General features: G+C 42.3%; 19 protein-coding genes. 3 read left to right on the top strand and 16 right to left on the bottom strand.

Features of this window, described 5'->3' with window-relative positions:
• Positions 1-3 precede the first annotated feature (3 nt).
• From ylxM to D6853_RS03330, 14 genes are all read right to left on the bottom strand, one after another.
• Positions 4-351: a YlxM family DNA-binding protein gene (gene ylxM, locus D6853_RS03395; RefSeq protein WP_120656417.1), complete on the bottom strand. Its 348-nt coding sequence runs from the start codon at positions 349-351 to the stop codon at positions 4-6.
• A gap of 88 nt (positions 352-439) precedes the next feature.
• Positions 440-1,285: an AraC family transcriptional regulator gene (locus D6853_RS03390; protein WP_120656415.1), complete on the bottom strand. Its 846-nt coding sequence runs from the start codon at positions 1,283-1,285 to the stop codon at positions 440-442.
• A gap of 2 nt (positions 1,286-1,287) precedes the next feature.
• Positions 1,288-2,373: a glycoside hydrolase family 25 protein gene (locus tag D6853_RS03385; RefSeq protein ID WP_120656414.1), complete on the bottom strand. Its 1,086-nt coding sequence runs from the start codon at positions 2,371-2,373 to the stop codon at positions 1,288-1,290.
• A 2-nt stretch (positions 2,374-2,375) separates the two neighbouring features.
• Positions 2,376-3,251: a YitT family protein gene (locus D6853_RS03380; protein ID WP_120656412.1), complete on the bottom strand. Its 876-nt coding sequence runs from the start codon at positions 3,249-3,251 to the stop codon at positions 2,376-2,378.
• A gap of 7 nt (positions 3,252-3,258) precedes the next feature.
• A complete protein-coding gene (gene ilvA, locus D6853_RS03375; RefSeq protein WP_199712997.1) occupies positions 3,259-4,485 on the bottom strand; it encodes a threonine ammonia-lyase in 1,227 nt (408 codons plus the stop codon).
• A 47-nt stretch (positions 4,486-4,532) separates the two neighbouring features.
• Positions 4,533-5,447, bottom strand: a complete 915-nt coding sequence (ftsY, locus tag D6853_RS03370) for a signal recognition particle-docking protein FtsY (protein WP_120656410.1) — start codon at positions 5,445-5,447, stop codon at positions 4,533-4,535.
• Complete coding sequence (gene smc, locus D6853_RS03365; protein WP_120656408.1) at positions 5,447-9,004, bottom strand: chromosome segregation protein SMC; 3,558 nt, start codon at positions 9,002-9,004, stop codon at positions 5,447-5,449. The genes ftsY and smc overlap by 1 nt, the downstream gene beginning before the upstream one ends.
• On the bottom strand, positions 9,004-9,699 hold the full coding sequence (rnc, locus tag D6853_RS03360) for a ribonuclease III (RefSeq protein WP_120656406.1): 696 nt from the start codon (positions 9,697-9,699) through the stop codon (positions 9,004-9,006). The genes smc and rnc overlap by 1 nt, the downstream gene beginning before the upstream one ends.
• 73 nt (positions 9,700-9,772) lie before the next feature.
• Positions 9,773-10,009: an acyl carrier protein gene (acpP, locus tag D6853_RS03355; RefSeq protein ID WP_120656404.1), complete on the bottom strand. Its 237-nt coding sequence runs from the start codon at positions 10,007-10,009 to the stop codon at positions 9,773-9,775.
• Positions 10,010-10,067: 58 nt separating this feature from the next.
• A complete protein-coding gene (plsX, locus tag D6853_RS03350) occupies positions 10,068-11,078 on the bottom strand; it encodes a phosphate acyltransferase PlsX (protein WP_120656402.1) in 1,011 nt (336 codons plus the stop codon).
• 126 nt (positions 11,079-11,204) lie between these two features.
• Positions 11,205-11,387: a 50S ribosomal protein L32 gene (gene rpmF / locus D6853_RS03345; protein ID WP_092243392.1), complete on the bottom strand. Its 183-nt coding sequence runs from the start codon at positions 11,385-11,387 to the stop codon at positions 11,205-11,207.
• 132 nt (positions 11,388-11,519) lie between these two features.
• Positions 11,520-12,380 carry an AraC family transcriptional regulator gene (locus D6853_RS03340; RefSeq protein ID WP_120656400.1) on the bottom strand — a complete coding sequence of 287 codons (861 nt, stop codon included), beginning with the start codon at positions 12,378-12,380 and terminating at the stop codon, positions 11,520-11,522.
• A gap of 30 nt (positions 12,381-12,410) precedes the next feature.
• Positions 12,411-14,111, bottom strand: coding sequence for a hypothetical protein (locus D6853_RS03335; RefSeq protein ID WP_120656398.1), 1,701 nt, complete (start codon positions 14,109-14,111; stop codon positions 12,411-12,413).
• Positions 14,112-14,130: 19 nt separating this feature from the next.
• Positions 14,131-15,324 carry an acetate/propionate family kinase gene (locus tag D6853_RS03330; protein WP_120656396.1) on the bottom strand — a complete coding sequence of 398 codons (1,194 nt, stop codon included), beginning with the start codon at positions 15,322-15,324 and terminating at the stop codon, positions 14,131-14,133.
• 98 nt (positions 15,325-15,422) lie between these two features.
• Between D6853_RS03330 and D6853_RS03325 the strand changes: the two genes are divergently transcribed.
• From D6853_RS03325 to uxaC, 3 genes are all read left to right on the top strand, one after another.
• Positions 15,423-16,685 carry a nucleotidyltransferase gene (locus tag D6853_RS03325; RefSeq protein WP_120656394.1) on the top strand — a complete coding sequence of 421 codons (1,263 nt, stop codon included), beginning with the start codon at positions 15,423-15,425 and terminating at the stop codon, positions 16,683-16,685.
• Positions 16,686-16,756: 71 nt separating this feature from the next.
• Complete coding sequence (locus tag D6853_RS03320; protein ID WP_120656392.1) at positions 16,757-18,886, top strand: hypothetical protein; 2,130 nt, start codon at positions 16,757-16,759, stop codon at positions 18,884-18,886.
• Positions 18,887-18,980: 94 nt separating this feature from the next.
• Entirely contained in the window at positions 18,981-20,399 is a 1,419-nt protein-coding gene (uxaC, locus tag D6853_RS03315; protein WP_120656389.1) for a glucuronate isomerase, read from the top strand.
• 28 nt (positions 20,400-20,427) lie between these two features.
• Here uxaC and mnmA read toward each other — a convergent pair whose 3' ends face one another.
• Both mnmA and D6853_RS03305 read right to left on the bottom strand, forming a co-directional pair.
• A complete protein-coding gene (gene mnmA, locus D6853_RS03310) occupies positions 20,428-21,507 on the bottom strand; it encodes a tRNA 2-thiouridine(34) synthase MnmA (RefSeq protein ID WP_120656387.1) in 1,080 nt (359 codons plus the stop codon).
• A gap of 75 nt (positions 21,508-21,582) precedes the next feature.
• Positions 21,583-23,076 (bottom strand): cobyric acid synthase, encoded by a 1,494-nt coding sequence (locus tag D6853_RS03305; protein ID WP_120656385.1) that lies wholly within the window; start codon positions 23,074-23,076, stop codon positions 21,583-21,585.
• Between the last annotated feature and the right edge of the window lie 30 nt (positions 23,077-23,106).

Below are 23,106 nucleotides of genomic sequence, written 5' to 3'. Positions count from 1 at the left end.
TAGTTATGTCAACTCCTCTATAATGCGACTTGATATCTCTTTGGTACTCTTCTTAAGCTCGTCCTTGGAAATTGAATCCGCAATTTCCGAAAGCTTAGAAAGCTCTTCTGCACTGCACTTGATCGCTTCAAATCGTCTTATCATGTGAAGCTTGTCCTCGTAGCTCTGCAAAGTTTTGGTACATCTCTTTATGAGATCATGCACTCCCTGCTTGCTGATACCGTGTTCATCGGCAATCTCGGTAAGTGACATATCATCATAAACGGCAGCCTCATAAATATTCTTTTGATGTTCTGTAAGAAGCTCGCCGTAAAAATCATACAACAAGCCCTGCTCTACGATTTTTTCCATATACCTTCCTTTGGCCTATTAGGACACAATGATTATAATAGACAAAAAAGAAATGGGTGTCAAGTATTTTTTCTTGACACCCTAAAATTTAGATCTTAACTTCGGAAGGAAGTATTCCTAGCTGATTTTTAAATGCCCTACTAAAAGACGAATAATCTTTAAATCCGCTTTCGATGCAAGCCGCTGTTGTAGGCATTCCCGAAATGATCAGGTCTCTCGCTTTAAGTATCCTCTTTTCCGAAATATATCTGTGAATAGAATACCCGGTCTCCTTCTTAAACGTACGCATCATATGATATCTGCTCATATAGAATTTATCAGCCAAAAGATCAATCGAAAGATCCTTGGAAAGGTTTTCCGTGATATACTCGATAAGCTCAATGACTCTTCTGTTGTACCTGGCTTCAGCGCCAAAAGCGTGGTCTTCAGATATACATGCCTTATTAAAATCAATAAGGAACTTAAGAACGTCAAGTCTTGTCGTTAACTCGCCCGCATATTCCTCATTTTCTTTTGCCATATCTTCTTCTATGATCTTTAGCATATCGAGAAGCTTAGCGCTTATATTGGCAGGAAAACGCGCCACATGCGAGTCTTTCTTAGCGGATATGTTAAAAGCATCCAAAAGACCGTTCTTTTCAAGAAACCTGTGGCTTAGATACAGAATGATCCTATCATAAGTACCACCGCCGCTTACAACCGGTCTGTGAATGTAAAACCTGTTAACGAGCACAAAATCGAAGGGCAGAAGCTCATACTCCCGTCCTTCGATCATATATTTTACATTTCCGTCCAATATCAATATCAACTTATGGAAGTCGTGATAATGGTACGGTATATCAAGTTCTTCTTTATCGGAAATATGAAAGAAACGAAAATCCTTGTTCAGATATCCCTTCTGCTCATATTCCTTGAGATTGTCCTTCATATTCATTGTCAGTACTCTGTTATGCAGATATTGAGATCAACGTCACCTTCGATACCTTTTACCTTGCCGGCGGATGTATACTGCCACATATTAAAGTGATACGGATAATACTGCGGATTGCCGTAATAAGCGATCCAGATATCGTAATCATCCACATCGGCAGCATCCATCAAAAGAGAAAAAGACTTAACGTTACCGTAGATCATGGGCTTATAGCCTGCTGCACTTATCGTATCGCAAAAAGCCTTGGCGTTCTCTTCATAAACATCCGATGAAAGAGTTGCGGTACGCGCTTCATCCGACTCGGCGGATTCAATGTCTATTACAACGGGATATTCGATATTATAAGGCTCTATCATATCCAGAAGCTTCTGTGCTTCTTCCAAAGCCTCTTTTTTATTTACAGCCTGCGAATAGAAATAAACACCGACATCAATACCGTTTTCAATCGCACCCTCAATATTGTCAACAAACTTGTCATCTTCAACGAGCTTACCTTCACCCGTTCCTCTGTAACCGGCTCTTATCATGGCATAATCGATTCCGCTGGCGGCAACCTTTTCCCAATCGATATCTCCCTGGAATCTGGAAACATCTATTCCGTTTTTGATATCAAGATCCTTGTCTCCGACATATTTAATGAATCCGTTGTCAGAAAGTTCGAAATCAGTTTCGGCAAAACCATGATGCTCGATCTCGTCTGAAATCGGGAAGAAAAAATATCTTCCGGAGCCGTTAACGACGATTTCTCCGGGAAAAAGATCTCTCACTACCCCGATAGCTGTGTCGCCGGATTCGAGCTTCTTACGAAAATCTTCTCTCAAGGTATCCTCAGCACCCTCTCTGGCTTCCCTTGCGGCATCATCAGCCAGCTTCTGTGCTTCCTCCGCGGTGTAAAAGCCTCCGCCGTTAATTGCCTCAAGCTCTTTCTTAAAAGCAGCCTCTTCTCTTTGAAGTCTTGCATTTTTTACAAGAAGAAAGATGCTAAAAGACAATGCCATGATAGAAACAAGACTCAAAAATATGATAGAGATAATATTATGAGAATTTCTGACACCTCTTTTTTCTCTTGTATCCTGAAGGTTATTTTTCATAGTCACATTCTCTCATCAAAATAGCTCTTGTAGCCTTCACCGAATATTTCACTTGCGCTTGTTATAATCATAAACGCATTCGGATCCTCATCCCTTACAATATCTTCCGCAAGTGGTGATAGTCTCTTTTTAACAGCGCAAAGAATTACCTTTTTCTCTTCGCCGCTGTAAGCGCCCTGTCCGAAAACATGTGTAGCGCCGATATCAAGCTCTTCCAATAGCCTTGCGGTTATGATATCCGGTCTGTCGGATATGATGTAGATAAGCTTCGCTTCATCTCTTCCGTATAGTACAAGATCAAGAATAAGTGAAGTAATGATAACGCATAGGAACGAATAAAGCGCAACGGTAATGTCATGTAATACAAACGTAGCTGCGATAAGCACGAATATATCAGTCAACATATAAAGAATACCAGTCTTGATATGCGGATACTTGATGCGAAGGAGCTTGATGATAACATCCGTTCCACCGCTCGTGGTATGACACTTAAACAAAAGGCCTATCGCTATCGCTGTAGTCGCACTTCCGAACGTGATCGCCAGAAGCCTATCGTAAATTGCATATTGAATAAAATACTTGGAGCAAAAATCAGTTGCAAAGGATATGAGTCCCGTCGCATATATGGTCGATATCGTAAATCTGATGCCAAATTTGTATATGGCGATGATAAGTATCGGTATGTTCATGATAAGAAACCACATACCTGTTCCGATGCCCCAGATTCTGTTAAGTACAATGGCAAGTCCGGTAAGTCCTCCCGGGGCGATATTGTTGGGATCGATCAAAAGAGCCGTTCCAACTCCGTACAGTATTGCCGCAAAGGTTATTATCAGGTACTCAAAGCACCTTCTTTTAATAGTTACCGGTTTGCTCATATTATATTTAAATATTTGTCCTTACTATTCTTGGCTTGTAGCCGTTTTCCTCAAGCGCGTTAAGGATCTGCTCCTTATGCTCGCTTCCGAATGCCTCAAGTGTGATCCTAAGCTCAACGGCTGCATTTCTGTTTATAGATACGAACTGATTGTGTTCAAGCTTGATAACATTACCGCTCACATCAGCTATTATGCCTGCTACTCTCGAAAGTTCGCCCGGCTTATCGGGAAGAAGTACAGAAACGGTAAAGATTCTGTCTCTCATGATAAGTCCCTGCTGTACTACGGATGACATTGTGATGATATCCATGTTACCACCCGAAAGTACACATGCTATCTTTTTATCCTTGCAGTCAAGCTGCTTAAGGGCAGCTACTGACAAAAGACCCGAATTCTCAACAACCATCTTGTGGTTCTCGACCATATCGAGGAAGGATACAACAAGATCTTCATCGGGAACAGTGATGATGTCATCAATGTTCTTGGAGATATAAGGGAAGATCTTTTCTCCGGGAGTCTTAACGGCTGTACCGTCAGCAATTGTATTTACTCCGGGAAGTGTCACAACGTGTCCCGCCTTAATTGACTCCTGCATACAGTTTGCACCGGCAGGCTCAACACCTATTACCTTGATCTTGGGATTAAGAAGCTTGGCAAGTGTAGATACACCTGTTGCAAGTCCGCCTCCGCCGATGGGAACAAGAATATAATCAACTGTAGGAAGCTCTTTGATGATCTCCATTGCGATCGTACCCTGACCTGTTGCAACATCAAGATCGTCAAAAGGATGAACCATCGTATATCCGTGCTCCTTAGCAAGCTCGCATGCATGCTCGTAAGCTTCGTCATAAACATTACCGTGAAGAACAACCTCAGCGCCTAATGCCTTGGTTCTGTTAACCTTGATAAGAGGAGTTGAAGTAGGCATTACGATCGTAGCCTTAACTCCGTACTGCTTAGCTGCATAAGCAACGCCCTGAGCGTGGTTGCCGGCTGAAGCGGTTATAAGTCCCTTACTTCTCTCTTCATCGGTAAGAGTCGTTATCTTGTAATAAGCGCCTCTAACCTTGTAAGCACCGGTTCTCTGAAGATTCTCGGGCTTTAAATATACTTTGTTACCTGTGTTGTTGCTCCAGTAATCACTGTAAATGAGTTTCGTCTCAAGAGTTACCTTTTTGACGTCCTCATATGCTTCTTCAAATTTCTCCAGTGTCATCTTATTCTCGTCAGCCATTTCTTTTCCTATCTCCCAACTTATATTTATACCGCAAAAGCAGTGTATTAGCTAAAAAGTGCATCGACAAACTCATCTGAGTTAAATCTCTCAAGATCGTCGATAGCTTCTCCGACTCCGATATATTTAACCGGAATATTGAGCTCCGAAACTATAGCTACGGCGATTCCTCCCTTGGCAGTTCCGTCAAGCTTGGTAAGTATAATACCCGTAAGATCGGCAGCCTCACCGAATTCTCTTGCCTGCATGATCGCATTCTGACCTGTCGTTCCGTCTAGAACAATGAAGTTCTCTCTGCAGATCTCGCCAAGCTCCTTATCGATGATCCTGTTCATCTTGGAAAGCTCTTCCATAAGATTCTTCTTATTGTGAAGTCTTCCCGCGGTATCAACTATCAAAATATCGCAGTCTCTTGATTTAAAAGCAAAGGCCGCATCATAAATAACACTCGCGGGATCTCCGCCTTCTCTTCCTGTAATAATGGGACATCCTGCTCTGTCAGCCCACTCTTTTAACTGTTCCGTAGCAGCGGCTCTGTATGTATCCGCAGCTGCAATAAGAACTTTTTTACCTTTATTTTTGAAAATAGATGCAAGCTTACCTACGGATGTTGTCTTTCCGACACCGTTAACACCGATGACAAAGATAACCGTTTTCTTATCCTCAAAATCATAAGCATGCTCATCAATGCTCATCTGCTCTCTGATATTCTGAATAAGAAGCTCCTTGCACTGCGCAGGGTCTGAAATATGCTTCTCTTTTACCTGTTTTCTTAAGTTGTCGATAATTCGACTTGTTGCATTGATACCGATATCGCCCATGATAAGTGTCTCTTCGAGTTCCTCATAGAAATCGTCATCAATTCCCGAAAAGCCGGAGAAAACATTGTCGATACCCTTGGCGATATTGTCTCTTGTCTTGGACAAGCCTTGTTGTAATTTGGCAAAAAAGCTGTTGGCCATCAGTTCGTAAGCTCCTTATCAATAAGATTAACACTTACAAGAGTGGATACGCCCTTCTCTTGCATTGTAATACCGTATAATCTGTCGGCACTTTCCATTGTACCACGACGATGTGTAATTACAATGAACTGAGTACTTGAAAGCTTATGAAGGTACTTGGCAAAACGAACTACGTTATTTTCATCAAGCGCAGCCTCGATCTCATCAAGAAGACAGAACGGTGAAGGCTTTAAGTTCTGGATAGCAAACAAAAGAGCTATCGCGGTAAGCGCCTTTTCACCACCGGACATCTGCATCATGTTGACAAGCTTCTTTCCGGGCGGCTGAGCGTTGATCCTGATACCCGCTTCGAGAATATCCTCATCCTCGGCAAGCTCAAGCGTTCCCTTACCACCGCCGAACATCTCTTTAAATACCTTGTCAAACTCGATATTTATGAGCTTGAACTGCTCCATAAACTGCTTTCTCATGGATTCATCAAGGTCTTTAATGATCTCTTTGAGCTGTTGCTCGGCTTCTATAAGATCGTCATGCTGAGTCTTCATGAATGTATATCTCTCCATGAGATTCTTGTAATCTTCAATAGCGTTGACATTGACATCACCAAGCTTTCTGATAGCATCCTTGAGCTGTGAAGTTTCTTTCTTCATAGCCGGAACATCGTTCATCTCTTCGTCGCGAAGCTCGGCTGCATCGGAAAGTGTGATCTCATACTCATTCCACATGTAATTGATCTGTGTTTCAATGGCTTCCTCACATTTTTCTTTGCGTGATGTAAGCCTTATAACTTCTTTTTCAAGATCGGACATTGTCTTATTGAGCTCTTCTGTCTTACCAAAGAACTCTTTCTGAGAAATGGCAAGATTATTCTTCTGCTCTTTCTTGGCTTCAAGGTCCTTGGTCGCATCGGACTGCACATCAAGCGAAGCCTCGATCGTAAGCCTTATCTCTTCGATGTCCTTCTTGCTCTGATTGAGGTTCTCCTCATTTTCGCGCATGGATTCCATAATCTCGGCAAGAGCCTTCTCTTCCGTTTCTATATCTTCATCCACACGCTCGATATTCTGTCTGAAGAATTCCTGCTTCTGATGAGCTTTCTCGTACTCAATCTCTTTTTTGGAGACTTTATCATTCTCCTGCTCTTCAACCTCGTGAAGGCCTTCAAGCTCTGCTCTGAACTTTTCAACCTTCTCTGTACAGGTCTTCTCAATATTTTCAGATTCTACAAGCGCAGCCTCTGACTCTTCCTTCTCGGAAGCAATCTCAAGGATCTTGCTCTCGATCTCGTCATTCTCAGCCTTAAGGTCTGAGTAATTACCCTTCTGCTCTTCCTGACGACTCTCTTCGTTCTCCACGTTAAGACGAGCGGTATTCTGCGCAATAAACTTACTCTGAAGTTCCGTCCTTAGTTCCTCGGCTTCTTCACGAAGTTCGTTACGCTTTTTCTTGGAATCTTCGATCTCTTTTTGGAGCTCGTCCATCTGCTCTTTATATTTCTTAACGTTGGCCTCCATCTCATCCATCTCGCGACGTCTTCCTAGTAGGTTGGAGTTGTTCTTAAATGCACCACCGCTTATGGCACCGCCGGGAACAAGAAGCTCACCCTCTAAAGTAACCATACGAACGGTATAATTATATTTTCTTGCGATCTTAACGGCATTATCAACGTTATCAACCGCAACGATCCTTCCAAGCATAGCCTTGGCAACTTTCCTGTACTTGGGATCCGTATCTACAAGCTCATCGGCCATACCGAGAACACCGGGCTCATTAAGGGCTTCTTTGGCCTTAAGCTCAGGAGGATTGTCAAGTGATGTAAGAGGAAGGAATGTAGCTCTTCCCGCCTTTGTATCCTTAAGATACTTGATCATCTTCTTGGCTGTCTCCTCATCGTCTGTAACGATATTCTGGATATTACCGCCAAGCGCAACCTCGATAGCTGTCTCGTACTTTGGCTGTGTCTTAATGATATCTGCAACAACGCCAATGATTCCCTTGGTGTCGTCTTTTCTCTCCATAACTTTCTTGACACTGCCGCCATAGCCTTCATATCTCTCTGTGAGATTGGCAAGTGCTTCAAGTCTTGATTTCTCCTGCTGATAAAGGCCCTGTGTCTTGCGAAGCTCGGTATCCTTAAGAGACATGTTCTCACGAAGACTGACAATCTCCTGCTCGCATGCCTTCTGTTTCTTGTTCATCTCGGAAATCTCAGCAGTGATCTTGTCAAACTCATCGCGGAGCTTTTTGATGATCTCTTCCTGCTTGGACTCATCAGATTGAGCTCTTACAAGTTTGCCCGTAAGCTCAGCCTTTTTGATGTTGATCTGTTCCTTCATTGTCTCGAGTGAGCTGAGTTTGGATTTAATATTGGCTCTGTTATTCAGAGTCTCGATAATAGTACTCTTGCATTCCTCGATATTGTCGTTGATCTCTGTTATCTTGTATAAGATGTTATCAAGCTCTTTCTTGGCATTGTCTCTGTCTTCCAAAAGAGCCTTAACTTCCTTATCTATCTCTTCTTTTTCTTCGAGATACTTGTCTTTTTCTTTGTTCTTTTCGTCTATCTTGGCTTGCTCATCCTTCATTCTTGTCTTGAAATGAGCATCGTTAACGGAGGCAGAATTGATCTTCTCATTGAGAATACCGATCTGTCCCTCAAGTTTTTCTTTTTTAACGGATGAATCCGTGATCTTGGCTCTCGCCTCATCGATCTCGGCATCCAATCTCTCAAGCTCTTTCTGGAGATTCTCGTACTCGTCTTTAGCCTTCTGATAACTGTCTTTAGCCTCAGTCAAAGATTCTGTGGCGATCTCAAGATTCTTGCCCGCTTCTTCAAGCTGATCCTTCTGATTCTTGTTCTCCAAAAGGAACATGTTTACATCGAGAGTCTTAAGTCTTTCTCTGTGCTTCAAGTACTCCTTGGCAACCTCGGACTGCTTCTCCAAAGGTGCGATCTGCTTCTCAAGCTCGAATAAAATATCGGAAAGTCTTGTAAGATTGATTTTCTCTTCTTCAAGCTTCTTGATAGCTGTCTCCTTACGAGACTTAAACTTAACGATACCAGCGGCTTCATCAAAGAGATTACGTCTGTCCTCAGGCTTACTTGAAAGGATCTGATCGATCTGGCCCTGTCCTATGATGGAATAGCCTTCCTTACCGATACCTGTATCCATAAAGAGCTCGTTTACGTCCTTAAGTCTGCAGGTAGCACCGTTTATCATGTACTCACTCTCGCCGGAGCGGTACAAACGCCTGGAAACGGTTACTTCATCATAATCAATTGCAAGTGAATGATCGGAATTATCAAGTGTGATGGCAACATAAGCATAGCCAAGAGGTTTCCTTAGCTCTGTTCCCGAGAAGATGACGTCTTGCATGGTTCCTCCGCGGAGCTGCTTGATACGCTGCTCACCGAGAACCCATCTGACTGCATCGGCGACATTACTCTTACCCGAACCGTTAGGTCCTACGATACCTGTAATGCCGTTGTGAAAATCGAATTTTATTTTATTGGCAAAAGATTTAAAGCCATGAATCTCAATACTTTTTAAATACATTATTTTGAATCGCGCAAAACAAGAATTGCCTGATAAGCCGCATTCTGCTCAGCAGCCTTCTTGGTTTTTCCTGTCCCCTCTCCCATAATCTTATCTGCAACGTAAACGCGCACCTTGAATATTTTATCATGTTCGGGACCATCTTCGCCACAAATTTCATACCTTATTTCTTTGTGCTTCATACTCTGGGCAAGTTCCTGAAGTTGAGACTTGCTGTCCCTGTATTTCTCCAAACTTTCGGTGTTTGTAAGTATATATTTGTCAATAAAGCGCTTGGCTTCGGAAAGTCCTCCGTCAAGGAAAAGAGCTCCGATAACAGCCTCTACAACATCGGCAATTATAGAATCCTTGTTACGACCGCCGGTGTGCTCCTCGCCCTTTCCAAGCTGAATATAGCTCTTAATATCAAGTTGTCCCGCATCATAAGAAAGAGCAGGCTCGCATACAAGCGAAGCACGTATCTTGGACATCTCACCCTCTTTTTTATCGGGATAAGTCTTATATAAAAATTCACTTGAGATCATCTCGAGAACGGCATCTCCCAAAAACTCAAGGCGCTCGTAATCCGGCTTTTTGTTGATACGCTGCTCATTAACAAAAGAACTGTGTGTAAATGCCTGGATCAGAAGATTCTTATCTTTAAATGTGTATCCGATCAGGCCCTCAAACTTACTTATATCATTCTCACTTAGCATATATATTCCTTACTTAACAAAAGTGAGGCAGTATGATTCTGCCCCACTAAACTCCGGTGTATTGTTTTACAGCTTATTTATTTGTAATGGCTGTCTTTAAAAGCTCTACTGCTTCTCCGACTGTCTTGATATTCTCAGTCTTCTCGGGATCGATCTGAACATCAAACTCATCCTCAAGTCCCATGATGATCTGGAAAAGATCGAGTGAATCAGCCCCAAGGTCCTCTGTAAATGTTGTTTCCATCTTGATCTCCTCAGGATCAACATTGAGAACATTCGCAATAACTTCTTTCAATTTTTCAAATTCCATATTTCCTACCTCCACTGCACAGCAGTATTAAATATATAGCATATATTTGACCAATGCGTCAATTTTCTTGCGAAAGCTTAGCACTGATTTTTTCTGTAATTTTTTGCTCCGTGAATGTCACGCACTGTAATATCGAATTCTTGATCTCGACATCAGTGCTGCTTCCGTGAGTCTTAACAACAAGGCCTTTTAGTCCGAGCATTGGTGCTCCGCCGTACTGATCAAGGCTGTAATTACCAAGAGATTTCTTAAGATCCTTTTTGATCAAAAGAGCTCCTATCTTAGTCTTAAGACTTGACATAAGGCTCTTCTTGAGCACATTCATAAGGGATTTGGCAACACCCTCGTACATCTTGATAATAACGTTACCCGTAAATGCCTCGCAGACGATTACATCGGCGTAACCTGCGGGAATATCCCTGGCCTCTATACTTCCGATAAAGTTGATATCGGGACAATTCTTAAGAAGCGGGAATGTCTCTTTTACAAGTGCATTACCCTTCTCTTCCTCGGCTCCGATATTAACGATCGCAACCGTAGGATTCTTTACGCCCATGATATTCTCCATATAAACGGTTCCCATCTTGGCGAACTGAACAAGATGATTGGATCTTGCATCAACATTGGCTCCGCAATCGATAAGCAGCGAATTACCTTTTTCCGTAGGAATGATCGGTGCAAGCGGTGCTCTGTCAACACCCTTAAGTCTTCCGACGATAACCTGTCCTCCGACAAGTGTGGCTCCTGTACTTCCTGCGGATACATACGCATCGGCTTCACCATGATTGACCATATACATCGCCTTAACGATCGATGAATCTTTCTTGGTTCTGATTGCCATTACAGGGGGCTCAGCCATCTCAATCTCTTCAGTGGCATTAATTACTTCAAGTCTGTTCTTGTCATAGCTGTACTTAGCCAGTTCCTTGTTAACGACCTCTTCCTTACCGACAAGAAAAACTTTGAGATTAGCAGCTTCCGCTACAGCATCAACAGCTCCCTTGACAGTGGATACAGGTGCATTATCACCTCCCATAGCATCGACCGCAACTCTAATAAGTTCCGACATATACGGGACCTCCCATCAATTATAAACTTATTCTAATATACTAGAGTAAAATACAAAAATCAAGGCTTTCCGACATAGCCGGAAAGCCTCTAAAATTCTGAAATATGAGGTTATACCAAAAGTATATCAAGCCTCAGCTTCAATGATGCTCTTCTTGTTATAATAGCCGCACTTCTTGCATGCCATGTGAGGCTGCATAAGAGCGCCGCAATGACTGCACTTAACCAAAGTGGGAGCTGTCATTTTCCAGTTAGCTCTTCTCTGATCTCTGTGGCCTTTTGATGATTTATTCTTAGGGCAGATTGACATTTGAGTAACACCTCCTTACCAGTAACCGTATAAGAAACTGCCTGTGTTTTAAGGCAATTGTTTACGTTTATTCATTAGCATACCTAAGTAGTATACTTACGCCAAATAGATTTGTCAACAGTTTTTTTCGCGCTATCTGTTGCAGTTCTGCGAATACTTCTTGGGCGAAATACCAACCGATTTGGTAAATGCTTTCAAAAAGTTGCTGTAATCTGAAAAACCGCATTCTTCATACGTCTGACTGACCCCGCGTCCCTCTGCAAGAAGCGACTTGGCGATCGAAATCCTGCGCGCCGTGAGGTATTTATTTATGGTAGTTCCCGTCGCAGACTTAAAAATTCTGCAAATATAAGATTCACTTATATAAAACTGCTTGGCCAGATCCCCTATACTGAGCGGCTCGGTAATATTGTTATTGATATAAGAAAGAATGGCGTCAACCTGTTCGTTATATCTTGTGGGCCTGTCCTCAAAATAGTCCTTCTCTCCAGCATCAACTATTTGATTAATGAGTACAAACAGCTCGGTAAATGTTGCCTTTTCAAGAAGGTCGTGCCCGTAACCGTTGCTTGTCAGTATCTTATTCACAAAATAAAGAAATCTCTTTTGCTGCTCCTGCGACAGTCTGATCCTATGAGAAAAATCCTCATTTCTTTTATGAAAGCAGGCGTCAATATCCGTTTCGTCACTTGATATGCTCTTCATAAAATCCGGATCGATCATTATAACGATCCTCTCGTGAAGTTCCTTGTCTATCTGGGTAAGATAATGAGAATCATATTGACTTATAAGGAAGATATCTCCGGGCTCAATGTCATAAAGCTTATTATCGATAAGGAACTGTTTACCTCCCGATATCGAATAATAAACCTCGTAGCAGTCATGTATATGCATCTCCATCGCCTTTTCATCCTTATAAAGATGAGCGATGCTGAAATACTTATTTTGAATACATTCGGCCATGGCAGCCTTACAAGAATTAAGCTCCTTCATAAAAACACCTTGCTTTAAGCCAAAACATTTTTATCTAAAGTATCTCCAAACAGGCGCACCGCAAACTTCATCAACCATCTCCATGTTGATACCGGGTCCGTATTTTTCATTTAAAAATACATACAGATAACCCGCTCTCTCACCGCCTCCTACATAAAAAACATCATCTCTTTCGATCAAAGACTTTATAGGATTGTCTATATCATTAAGATTGGCATGATAAAGACCTATCGGCGAAGGCTGGATCCATCCGCCTATCTGGCAGAAATTCTCATAGTAATCAAGATATTTCCTGTCGATATCAAAGATGTTCCTGGCTCCGCACAGATCACCGTAAGTAGTATCGACATCAACGATATAAAAGCCTTCTCTTTCGGTTATTGCTTTAACCTTTTCATAGGTCGGATCGGGTTCTTCCGCAATATGACCGTTCTTCTCATTTATAAAATAGCTAAACTGTCCGCAGCCAAACACTGCTACGGCTATAACAGAGACAGCGAGTGCTGCGATCGCAAAGCCTTTTCTGAATCTGTCATAAAGCTTGTATAATGCGCTGTCCTTGTATGCACGTGTTCCTATAATAAAAAGCACGGTAAACAATATAGCCGAAAGCCATATTCCACTCTCAACACGCCACATTATTCTCTTGGAGCATGTAAGTACGTAGTACAAAACAAACACCCACAGAGTCTGTATAAGCACAAGTAGCTTGTATCTCTTTTTAAAGAAAATAAGTGAGGTCAAAACCAAAAGCACAAAGACAACAGGGCTCGCACCGTATCTTGGCGACTCCGCAAGCTTTTGGAATGTATACTTAAATACTTCGGGATCGAGTCTAAGCTTATCTTTCCTCGTGCCCTCACCGATCTCCTGCATTGTCCTTAGCTTATCAAGATTAAAATACTCTGTATCGTTCCAGACCCACATATCAAGCAGCTGGAAATCAGTCTCTGTAAATCCGGCCTCAAGATAAGCCTCTTTATCCCAATTAAAATTGTAGTTACCGTGATCGCATTTCTCGACCATGATGTTATTCCACTCGGAAAAATACTTCCAATCGGGATTTACGTAATAAGCATAGAAATTAGCCAAAAGACATATGACTACCGCTGCAAGAGGCAGTGCAAATGTAATAAGCGCATTCTTAAGCTCTTTTTTGAAAAAGCAAGGGATAAACAGGCAAGCGGTTCCAAGGAAGGGAAGCACGATCCCCGCTCCGGCCGCTCTTGCCATAACTCCCATTGATACAAAGATCGTAGCGACAATAATGCCCGGAATATTCCTCTTTTTCCTGATGATCATGGAAAAAAGAATGATGCCGCCGGCTATCGCATAGAATGAAGAGCTCTGTGTAAACTGAATCTCCGTATAAAAATCATAAGCAAAAATCATATTCAGTGCCGTTGTCACAAAAGCGGTGACGGAAAGCGAAAAGCCTTCCGTAATAACAGCGCTTATTGCTATAACCGACAACAGATTAAAGATAAGATACGACCAAAGATACCAGTTAACACCGGGTATCACGGTATATAAAACCTTAAGTATGTATCCGAAAATAATATTGTTGTAAACAAGATACTGCGATTCACCGCCAAAAGCGCCTGCGGAAATAAGATTCATTATAGTATCGTCATTGGTCGAATACTTAAGTCTTCCGAGTAATACGCAAGCAAGGAAGAATACTAAGCTGATAAGTGTGATCGAAAGATATCTTTTCTTTTTATGATTCATAAATAATTAAAGCTCCGTATTATTTGCAAAGTGCGTAAGTATCTCTTGCGATGGCAAGCTCCTCATTTGTTGGAACCACCATAAGAGTAACCTTACTGTCGGCACCGGAAATTATTTCTTCCTTACCGCGAACCTTGTTGGCTTCATCATTAAGAGTAGCTCCGATAAACTGAAGCTTGTCACAGATAAGTTTACGTGTAAAGCCGCTGTTCTCACCGACACCTGCTGTAAAGCAGATAGCATCAACGCGGCCCATAGCTGCAGTGTATGCGCCGATATATTTAACCACTCTGTATACGAAAGCATCAACTGCGCGCTTTGCTGCCTCGTCTCCTGCAAGATATGCATCCTCAAGATCTCTGAAGTCTGATGAAAGGTCGTTGGAAAGACCGAATACACCTGACTTTTTATTTAAAAGATTCATGACGTCCGCTACGGATGAATTTTCTTTTTTCATAACGAATTCAACAACGGAAGGATCGATGTCACCCGTTCTTGTTCCCATGATAAGTCCCTCAAGAGGAGTAAGTCCCATTGAAGTATCCACGCACTTGCCGCCGTCAACAGCAGAAAGTGAAGCACCGTTACCGAGATGGCAAACGATAAGCTTAAGGTCAGATGTGGGCTTATTAAGGATCTCTGCCGCTCTCTTGCTTACGAAAGAATGGCTTGTGCCGTGGAAACCGTATCTGCGGATTCCGTACTTCTCGTAATATGAATAAGGAAGGCCGTAAATATATGCCTGCTCAGGCATTGTCTGATGGAATGCTGTGTCGAATACGGCAACCATAGGTACACCGGGCATAACTTTCTGACACGCTCTGATACCGATTAAATTGGCAGGATTGTGAAGAGGCGCAAGATCGCTGACTTCTTCGATAGCAGCGATAACTTCGTCATTGATAACTACAGACTTGGTGAATTTCTCTCCACCGTGAACGATACGATGTCCGACAGCGCCGATCTCATCAAGAGAAACAACACCGTCTTCTTTATTGGTAAGAGCATCGATAACAAGCTCTATAGCTCTGTTGTGGTCAGGCATTGGAGTTTCCTTTGTGATCTTATCCTTACCGGCGGGAGTATATACTATGCGGCTTCCGTCAATACCGATTCTCTCACAAAGTCCCTTACAAATAACGTCTTCGGAAGCAGAATCGATAAGCTGAAATTTAAGCGATGAGCTTCCACAATTGATAACCAGAATTTTCATAGCTAGCGTAACCTCTTTTCGTACATTATTTTTATTTATGATATCATATTAGTTAGATATAGTATCATCATCATTATATTGTCTGAAAGCGCTTTCACATGAGTACAATAGGAATTATAGCCGAATTTAATCCTTTTCACAACGGGCATCTGCATTTAATAAATAAGTGTAAAGAGCTTACGGGTGCCGATAAATGCATAGTTATCATGAGCGGAGATTTTGTGCAAAGAGGAGCCCCTGCTCTCACCGATAAGTTCACAAGGGCAAAGATGGCACTCTCCTGCGGTGCGGATCTCGTTCTTGAGCTACCGGTCTATTACAGCACCGGTAGCGCCGAGTTTTTTGCCAAAGGCGCGGTTTCAATACTTGATAAAACTGGCGCAGTCGATTATCTGTGCTTTGGAAGCGAATGCGGCGATATCGATTCAATAAATGCGATCGCAGAGATCCTCAATAAAGAACCAAATGCCTATAAAGATACCCTGGCAAAAGAGCTAAAAAAGGGCGTTTCTTTTGCTTCTGCACGTGAGAAAGCTCTTTTGACCGTGTTTGAAGAAGATTCATTTATAAAAAAGAATAAACTCAAGATCACCAAGACCAAGTTAAAAGAAATCATATCATCGCCCAACAACATCCTTGCCATCGAATATGTTCGCGCTCTTAAAACATTTAAGAGTAAGATCAAACCTTTTACCGTTAAAAGAGAAGGCGAGGAATACAAGTCGGAAGTACTGTCAGAGATCCCGAGCGCGGCGGCGATAAGAAGCGCCATATTTGACACCGCTTCACCGAAAGAGCTTAAAAATATGCTTAAACGCTCTATCCCAAAAGGCGCGCTCGATATTCTTTTATCCAATGACACAGGAATTGTAAGCACTGACGATTTCTCTGATATCATGCAATTTAAGCTACTTAAGGATGCGCAAAAAGGTTTTGAAGAATATGTCGATGTAACCCAAGATATCTCAAATAAGATCCTCAAAAATCTTGATTCGTATGAAAGCTTCGAGAACTTTTGCATGAAGATAAAGTCCAAGGACATCACCTATTCAAGGATCAGCAGATGTCTTATTCATATCCTTCTGGATATCAAAAAGGAAAACATAGCAGATTATGTAGAGGACGACTACACAGGCTACATAAGGATCCTGGGACAAAAGGCTTCCTCCAAGGATCTTTTGTCAGCATTTAAAAAGAATTCAATGCTCCCTGTACTTAACAGACTTAAGGATGCACCTAATGTTCTAAACCCGCTCCAAATGAGGCTTTTTGAAGAAGGTCTATATGCAGGAAGAGTTTACAATATAGTAAACACGCAGGGTTATGAGAACGAATATCGCTTAAAGCCAGTAATCATGTGATTGCAGCCGTTTTATTATCGTGATAACATTGTTTTATAAAGATAAATAATGATTCTTTTTCGGAGGATAAAATGGGTCTTCAAACGATAGCCAAGGGACAGATTATTCACAAAGCCGGAAGTGATATTGTAAATACTATAGAGGTCCTTGTTAAAGGAAAGATCAAGGTCTACGATCAGTATTCACAAGTAATACTGGGCGTAGGAGGACTGCTTGGTCTATCGGAGACACCCGAAAAAGAATACTTATATACCTACGAGGCATTGGAGGATTCAGCGATCTACTCCTATCCTTTCAATTCGGATGAGGATATTCAGGTAGTTATCCGCTCCAATCCTAAGATTGCGTCAATACTTTCATCTCAGGCAGCCGACGGAGTTTATCAGTACTTTAACGCTTACGATAAACTCTACGACGACGCGCTTGCCGAGTATGAAAAGATCAAATCTGACTACGCCGACTACCCTGTTTTATGCATAAAGGCCGGCGAGACACCCATTACATTTGAAAAGATCGATCTTCTTATCCCACCTGAAAGAACAGATACAGTTTGCGATTGGGAATTCAATATGGCTAAGAGCATGAAAGAACAGGAAGTTAACCTCAAGAAGTTCTTTTACCCTCTTAACATTGAGATCTGCATCGGTATAGTGATGCTTGCGGTTGAGCGCTGCAGGCTTATTGTTGATGCGGCAAGATACATCATAGCTTACAGAAAGCAGCTAAAGAGAAATACCGCTGACTTTGCGACAACAATGAAAATGATAAACGGCAAGCTCGAGAATATTGCTTCATCCGATTCCGAAGGCAGTGCATCCGATATCGTCATTGTAAACGCGCTGAGCACCATCATCAGCTACTCTCGCGTCGCTCCCGAAATTGCCGCCAAGTTTGAAGAACGCATACATAAATTTAAGAGCGATGACAATCGTTACGATTCCGCTGACGAAGCAAGAAGCCTTAGAAGAAAGCTTGCCACGTCCTTCTATGACGTGTTTAAGGGAGCATTCCTTCACAGCATGGAAGACAGCGAAATGAATAATGACATTCCGATTGAACTCAAAATGTTCTTTATGTTCGGCTTTGTCGATGAGGAGCTTGCAGGCGACAAGAACACCAAGATTCTTTGCAACATGGCAAGAGCTTATGTTCCGGATCCCGCAGGTAATGTTCTTCTTCTCTACGAGTGGCTGAAAAAGATCTATAAGCTTGAAGTTGAACCCTCAAGAAATGAATTCGATCAGGACTGGCCTACATATCTCAGAGAGCAAAAGGCGACAGGCAACCTCAAACAGGAACAGATCGACGCGATGACCGATGATCCCGAAAGCAGGCTTGACTTTGAGATTCACAATCTCTTTGGGCTCGGAAACCGCATGACCTTCGGTCGTATTTCCGCTTTCGTTCCCGTGTTTGATTCGCAGAACGTTCTAAGGCCACTTGATATGGCTTATATCACTGCGTCCAAGATCAATGAATTCTATGCCAACATCAGAAATATTGACTACGGTGTATTTTGCAGACAGTCTCTTTATTCCAATCCCGAGATCGGTATTACTCAGCTTTTTTATGCGGAAGACATCACACCTTATATGATCCTCATGCCTAACATCGGAAGCAGAGCTTCTTTGTGGCAGGAAATTGAAGGTAAAAAGAGAAGCACAAAAGCGAGAATGCTTATTTCCATATTTAACACAGAAAACACCGAAGATTGTATGATCAAGCTCTTTGGCGAGTTTAGATGGGAAATGTGCAAGACCGAGCAGGGCGTGCATTGGAACGATGTCACCGACCCTTCTCTTACTTCGATGTACTGCGATTATCTGCAGTTCTTTAAAAAGAACTCTTCACTCTCACCGGAGGTTAAGGAAAAGCTCAAGCTTGATCTCAAGAAGTTCAGCAATAATTATAAGAACGTATTTATCGCTGATTACCTTGCATATATCAAATACGAATCTGCAGGTTCTCCGAGACTTAACAAGGTGAGCAGGGAGATTCTGTTTACGTTCTGTCCTTTCTCAAAGGATATTCGTGATGCGATCGCTGAGAATCCTCAATACAGGGATCTTATCAATCATCTCGCTTCACACAATGCCAACCTTGCCAAGCCGCTTCTTAATCTTAAGGCAAAGCTCATTAAAGAAGGCTCAGCGATCCCTGCTCAGCTCAGCGGACAGATCGAATATCTCGAAAGCAGATAAAACAGCAGGCAGCAACTTTTTCAATGTCCTTATATCTTAACCGTTTATATAATTTAAATCAGATAATTATTTAGATATCGGAGGGTTAGATATAATGACAAAATTTATGGATAAGGATTTTCTTCTTCAGAGCGAAGCTGCCAAGAAGCTGTATCATGATCACGCTGAGAAAATGCCGATTCTTGACTATCACTGCCATATTGTTCCAAGAGAGATCGCCGAGGATGTTCACTTTGAAAACATCACACAGGTCTGGTTATCTGCAGATCACTACAAATGGCGTCTTATGAGATCCTTTGGTATTGAAGAAAAATACATCACGGGAGATGCTCCCGATAAAGATAAATTCATTATGTTCGCAAAATGCCTCGGAAAGGCTGTCGGTCACCCACTTTATCACTGGGCACATTTGGAGCTAAAGAAATACTTTAATTATGACGGTGTCTTAAATGAAAAGACAGCTTCCGATGTCTATGATATCTGCAATAAAGTCTTGCAGCAACCCGATATGAGCGCAAGAAAGCTCATAAAAATGTCTAATGTTACTCTCATATGTACAACCGATGATCCCGTGGATTCGCTTGAATGGCACGACAAGATAAGGGAAGATGATTCTTTTGATGTCAAAGTCCTCCCCGCTTGGCGCCCCGATAAGGCCATGAATATCGAAAAGCCAGAGTTTACCGATTATATGAAGACTCTGTCCGATGTCAGCGGTATCAATATCAATTCCTTTAAAGCTCTCAAAGAAGCTCTTATAAACAGGCTTGATTACTTTGCTTCAAAAGGCTGCAACGTCACAGATCATGCGCCTTCATACGTTATGTATCACCCCGCTTCGGATGAAACTGTAGAAGCAATATTTGCCAAGAGAATGAGCGGCGAAGAAATCACCGATGAAGAACGCCTTCAGTACCAGACTGCATTTATGTTATTTGAAGGTGAAGAGATTGCAAAAAGAGATTGGGTAATGCAGCTTCATTTTAGCTGTAAGAGAAACAACAATACCGCAATGTTTAAGAAAACCGGTGCAGATACGGGATTTGATGCGATAGATGCCTATTATCCCATGGGCGAACTCGCTGATTTCCTTGATGCACTTGCGCAAAAGAATGCTCTTCCAAAGACTATTCTTTACAGCCTTAATCCTAACGATCTTATGGTCATCAATACGATGCTTAACTGCTTCAACGAAGCTCCTTATGTTGCTAAGATTCAGCAGGGAAGCGCATGGTGGTTCAATGATACCAAACTTGGTATGGAACAGCACTTAAAAGCAGTTTCCGAATCAAGTAACCTTTCGGGCTTTGTGGGAATGCTCACAGATTCAAGAAGCTTTACATCCTACACAAGACATGATTACTTTAGAAGAATACTCTGTAACTATCTCGGATCGCTTGTCGATAACGGCGAATATCCCGAGGAAGATATGGATATCCTTGGCGAGATTGTTGAAGACATCTCATACAACAACGCAGTGAGATACTTCAACTTTCCCTTAGAAACAAGATAAAAGCAGACTTATACCCTGTTCGCGGTGTTTATTTATTGCTTATTATTCCTCCGCCAAGCACAATATCTCCGTCATACAGAACAGCTGACTGGCCCGGGGTAATTGCTCTTTGTCCTTCATCAAAGACAAGCTTTGCCATTCCGCCTTCCAAAGGATAAAGCGTGGCCGGCTGTTCTTTATGTCTGTATCTGATCTTGGCACTGCAACGAACTTCTGTAGTCGGCATCTCACCGGTGATCCAGTGGAAGTCGCGTATCAGAAGTTCTTTTTCAAAGAGCTCTTCGTTATCCGATAAAACAACTTGGTTGTTCTTAACATCAATCTTACTAACATATAATCTTCGGTCGGCGGGGACTCCCAGTCCTCTCCTCTGACCGATCGTATAGTTTATAAGTCCTTCATGCTCACCAAGGACATTGCCCTTGGTATCAACAATCTTTCCCTTTGGATAAGTCTTACCGGTATACCTCTTTATCATCCCTGCATAATCGCCGTCGGGAACAAAGCAGATATCCTGACTCTCGCTCTTATGAGAAGTAACGAATGCATTCTCATCCGCGATCTTACGAACCTCATCCTTGGTATATTCTCCAAGAGGAAAAAGAGTATGCGAAAGCTGGTCTTCTGTCAGATCATAAAGAACATAGCTCTGGTCTTTATTTAAATCCCTGGCTTTTAACAAATAAAAATGACCGTTACGCTCTTCTATCCTTGCGTAGTGACCTGTCACAATATAATCATAGCCTAGCTCTCTTCCCTTGTTGTAAAGGCTGTCGAACTTAAGATATCTGTTGCATCTGATGCATGGATTGGGCGTCTCACCGACTTCATAGCTGTGAATAAAAGGCTCTATAACCTTTTCTCTAAACTCAGCTTCATAGTGATATATATTATAAGGAATGCCGATCTTATCACAGACCGCTCTCGCATCATTGGTATCATTGATGCTGCAGCATGTTCCGAGAAGATCCATTCCCACTATGTCGTTTTCATAAAGGCGCATGGTACAGCCCATGCACTCGTATCCTCTTTTTGCTATCTCGTAGGCAGCAACGGAACTGTCAACACCTCCGCTCATCGCAATAAGAGCTTTCTTGTTATTACTCATATAATCTCCAATAATAAAATATAAGGGACAAAAGTCATGTATCACTCTCCGACTTATGTCCCTATCATCATAAACTCACACCTTCGCTTTTGACAAGCAGGAATAAATATAATCCATATCAAGATGCACTCTCAAAGTACTTTCAAGAATATCATACTGTTTTTCCTTAAATTCCGCATAAGAAAGTCCCGAAACGGCGTTCTTGCCAAAGTATGCAGTGATCGCAGTTGCGATACCACCCTCGTCAAAAAGGCCGTGCACATAGCTTCCGTAGACATTGCAGCCGTCGCTTAATATAACATCGCCGCAATCATCTCCGGCCGCTCTTTCGCCGTATACATTATCACTGTCACCGACAGTGATTCCCATGTGGATCTCGTAGCCCCTGTACTCTTTATCCTTGATTCCTTCAAAGCATCCCTTGGGAAAAGAGATTGTTCCCGAAACCTGCTTTCTTATCTTGTCGTCACCTATCTCTGTTTCTATATCAAGCAGCCCGAGACCTGTGATCTCATTTACTGTAGACTCAACATTTGCTGCGTCTCTTATCTTTTTACCGAGCATCTGGAAACCGCCGCAGATACCAAACACGGGCTTATCAAGAGCAAAGCGCTTGATCTTTGCTTCAAGTCCGCTCTCACGAAGCCACTTCATGTCCATTATCGTATTCTTACTTCCGGGAAGGATTATCATATCAGGATCTTCAAGATCATAAACGCTGTCTACGTATCTGACATTTACCCCTTCCTGCATATCAAATGCTCCAAGATCTGTAAAATTGGAAATCCTGGGATATCTGATAACATCAATATCAACGCTTCCCGATGATCCGAATTTTTTATTTTCAAACTTCTCGGTAAGTGAGTCTTCATCATCAACCTTAATGCTCATATAGGGAACAACACCTGCTGTTCTGATGCCTGTCTTTTCGGTTATCATATCGATACCGGAATCAAGGAGCGTCGGATCACCCCTGAATTTATTTATAATAAAGCCCTTTATACGCTCCTTTTCTTTTTCCTCAAGAAGCATGGTCGTGCCGTAGAGCTGCGCAAACACGCCTCCCCTGTCTATGTCTCCGACTAACAAAACGGGCGCATCAACAAGCTCTGCCATTCCCATATTAACGATATCATTGTCTTTCAGGTTTATCTCGGCGGGACTGCCCGCGCCTTCGATCACGATGATATCAGCCTTTTTTGCAAGTGTTTTAAATGCCTTTTTTATGTCCGGCAAAAGTTTTTTCTTATAGGCAAAGTATTCCCTGGCAGTCATGTTTCCGACGACTTCGCCGTTAACAATAACCTGAGAGCCCACATCCGATGTAGGTTTAAGGAGTATAGGATTCATGCAGACCAAAGGCTCAATGCCGGCGCACTCAGCCTGCATTACCTGCGCTCTTCCCATCTCAAGCCCTTCCTTTGTTATAAAGGAATTAAGTGCCATATTCTGAGACTTAAAAGGCGCACATGAATAACCGTCCTTCTTAAAAATTCGAAGAAGTCCTGCCACCAATAAGCTTTTTCCCGCACCCGACATGGTGCCTTGAACCATGATAACTTTAGCCATTTACTTTATCCTTCCGAGTCTGCCGATAAA

It is taken from the genome of Butyrivibrio sp. X503 (assembly GCF_003625475.1).
Lineage (GTDB): Bacteria > Bacillota > Clostridia > Lachnospirales > Lachnospiraceae > Butyrivibrio.
This window is presented reverse-complemented; position numbering and strand designations above follow the sequence as displayed.

What these genes read in the sequence shown, in the direction of transcription:
- ylxM (WP_120656417.1), bottom strand. Translation starts at nt 351, where the DNA reads ATGGAAAAAATCGTAGAGCAGGGCTTGTTGTATGATTTTTACGGCGAG.
- D6853_RS03390 (WP_120656415.1), bottom strand. Translation starts at nt 1,285, where the DNA reads ATGAATATGAAGGACAATCTCAAGGAATATGAGCAGAAGGGATATCTG.
- D6853_RS03385 (WP_120656414.1), bottom strand. Translation starts at nt 2,373, where the DNA reads ATGAAAAATAACCTTCAGGATACAAGAGAAAAAAGAGGTGTCAGAAAT.
- D6853_RS03380 (WP_120656412.1), bottom strand. Translation starts at nt 3,251, where the DNA reads ATGAGCAAACCGGTAACTATTAAAAGAAGGTGCTTTGAGTACCTGATA.
- ilvA (WP_199712997.1), bottom strand. Translation starts at nt 4,485, where the DNA reads ATGGCTGACGAGAATAAGATGACACTGGAGAAATTTGAAGAAGCATAT.
- ftsY (WP_120656410.1), bottom strand. Translation starts at nt 5,447, where the DNA reads ATGGCCAACAGCTTTTTTGCCAAATTACAACAAGGCTTGTCCAAGACA.
- smc (WP_120656408.1), bottom strand. Translation starts at nt 9,004, where the DNA reads ATGTATTTAAAAAGTATTGAGATTCATGGCTTTAAATCTTTTGCCAAT.
- rnc (WP_120656406.1), bottom strand. Translation starts at nt 9,699, where the DNA reads ATGCTAAGTGAGAATGATATAAGTAAGTTTGAGGGCCTGATCGGATAC.
- acpP (WP_120656404.1), bottom strand. Translation starts at nt 10,009, where the DNA reads ATGGAATTTGAAAAATTGAAAGAAGTTATTGCGAATGTTCTCAATGTT.
- plsX (WP_120656402.1), bottom strand. Translation starts at nt 11,078, where the DNA reads ATGTCGGAACTTATTAGAGTTGCGGTCGATGCTATGGGAGGTGATAAT.
- rpmF (WP_092243392.1), bottom strand. Translation starts at nt 11,387, where the DNA reads ATGTCAATCTGCCCTAAGAATAAATCATCAAAAGGCCACAGAGATCAG.
- D6853_RS03340 (WP_120656400.1), bottom strand. Translation starts at nt 12,380, where the DNA reads ATGAAGGAGCTTAATTCTTGTAAGGCTGCCATGGCCGAATGTATTCAA.
- D6853_RS03335 (WP_120656398.1), bottom strand. Translation starts at nt 14,111, where the DNA reads ATGAATCATAAAAAGAAAAGATATCTTTCGATCACACTTATCAGCTTA.
- D6853_RS03330 (WP_120656396.1), bottom strand. Translation starts at nt 15,324, where the DNA reads ATGAAAATTCTGGTTATCAATTGTGGAAGCTCATCGCTTAAATTTCAG.
- D6853_RS03325 (WP_120656394.1), top strand. Translation starts at nt 15,423, where the DNA reads ATGAGTACAATAGGAATTATAGCCGAATTTAATCCTTTTCACAACGGG.
- D6853_RS03320 (WP_120656392.1), top strand. Translation starts at nt 16,757, where the DNA reads ATGGGTCTTCAAACGATAGCCAAGGGACAGATTATTCACAAAGCCGGA.
- uxaC (WP_120656389.1), top strand. Translation starts at nt 18,981, where the DNA reads ATGACAAAATTTATGGATAAGGATTTTCTTCTTCAGAGCGAAGCTGCC.
- mnmA (WP_120656387.1), bottom strand. Translation starts at nt 21,507, where the DNA reads ATGAGTAATAACAAGAAAGCTCTTATTGCGATGAGCGGAGGTGTTGAC.
- D6853_RS03305 (WP_120656385.1), bottom strand. Translation starts at nt 23,076, where the DNA reads ATGGCTAAAGTTATCATGGTTCAAGGCACCATGTCGGGTGCGGGAAAA.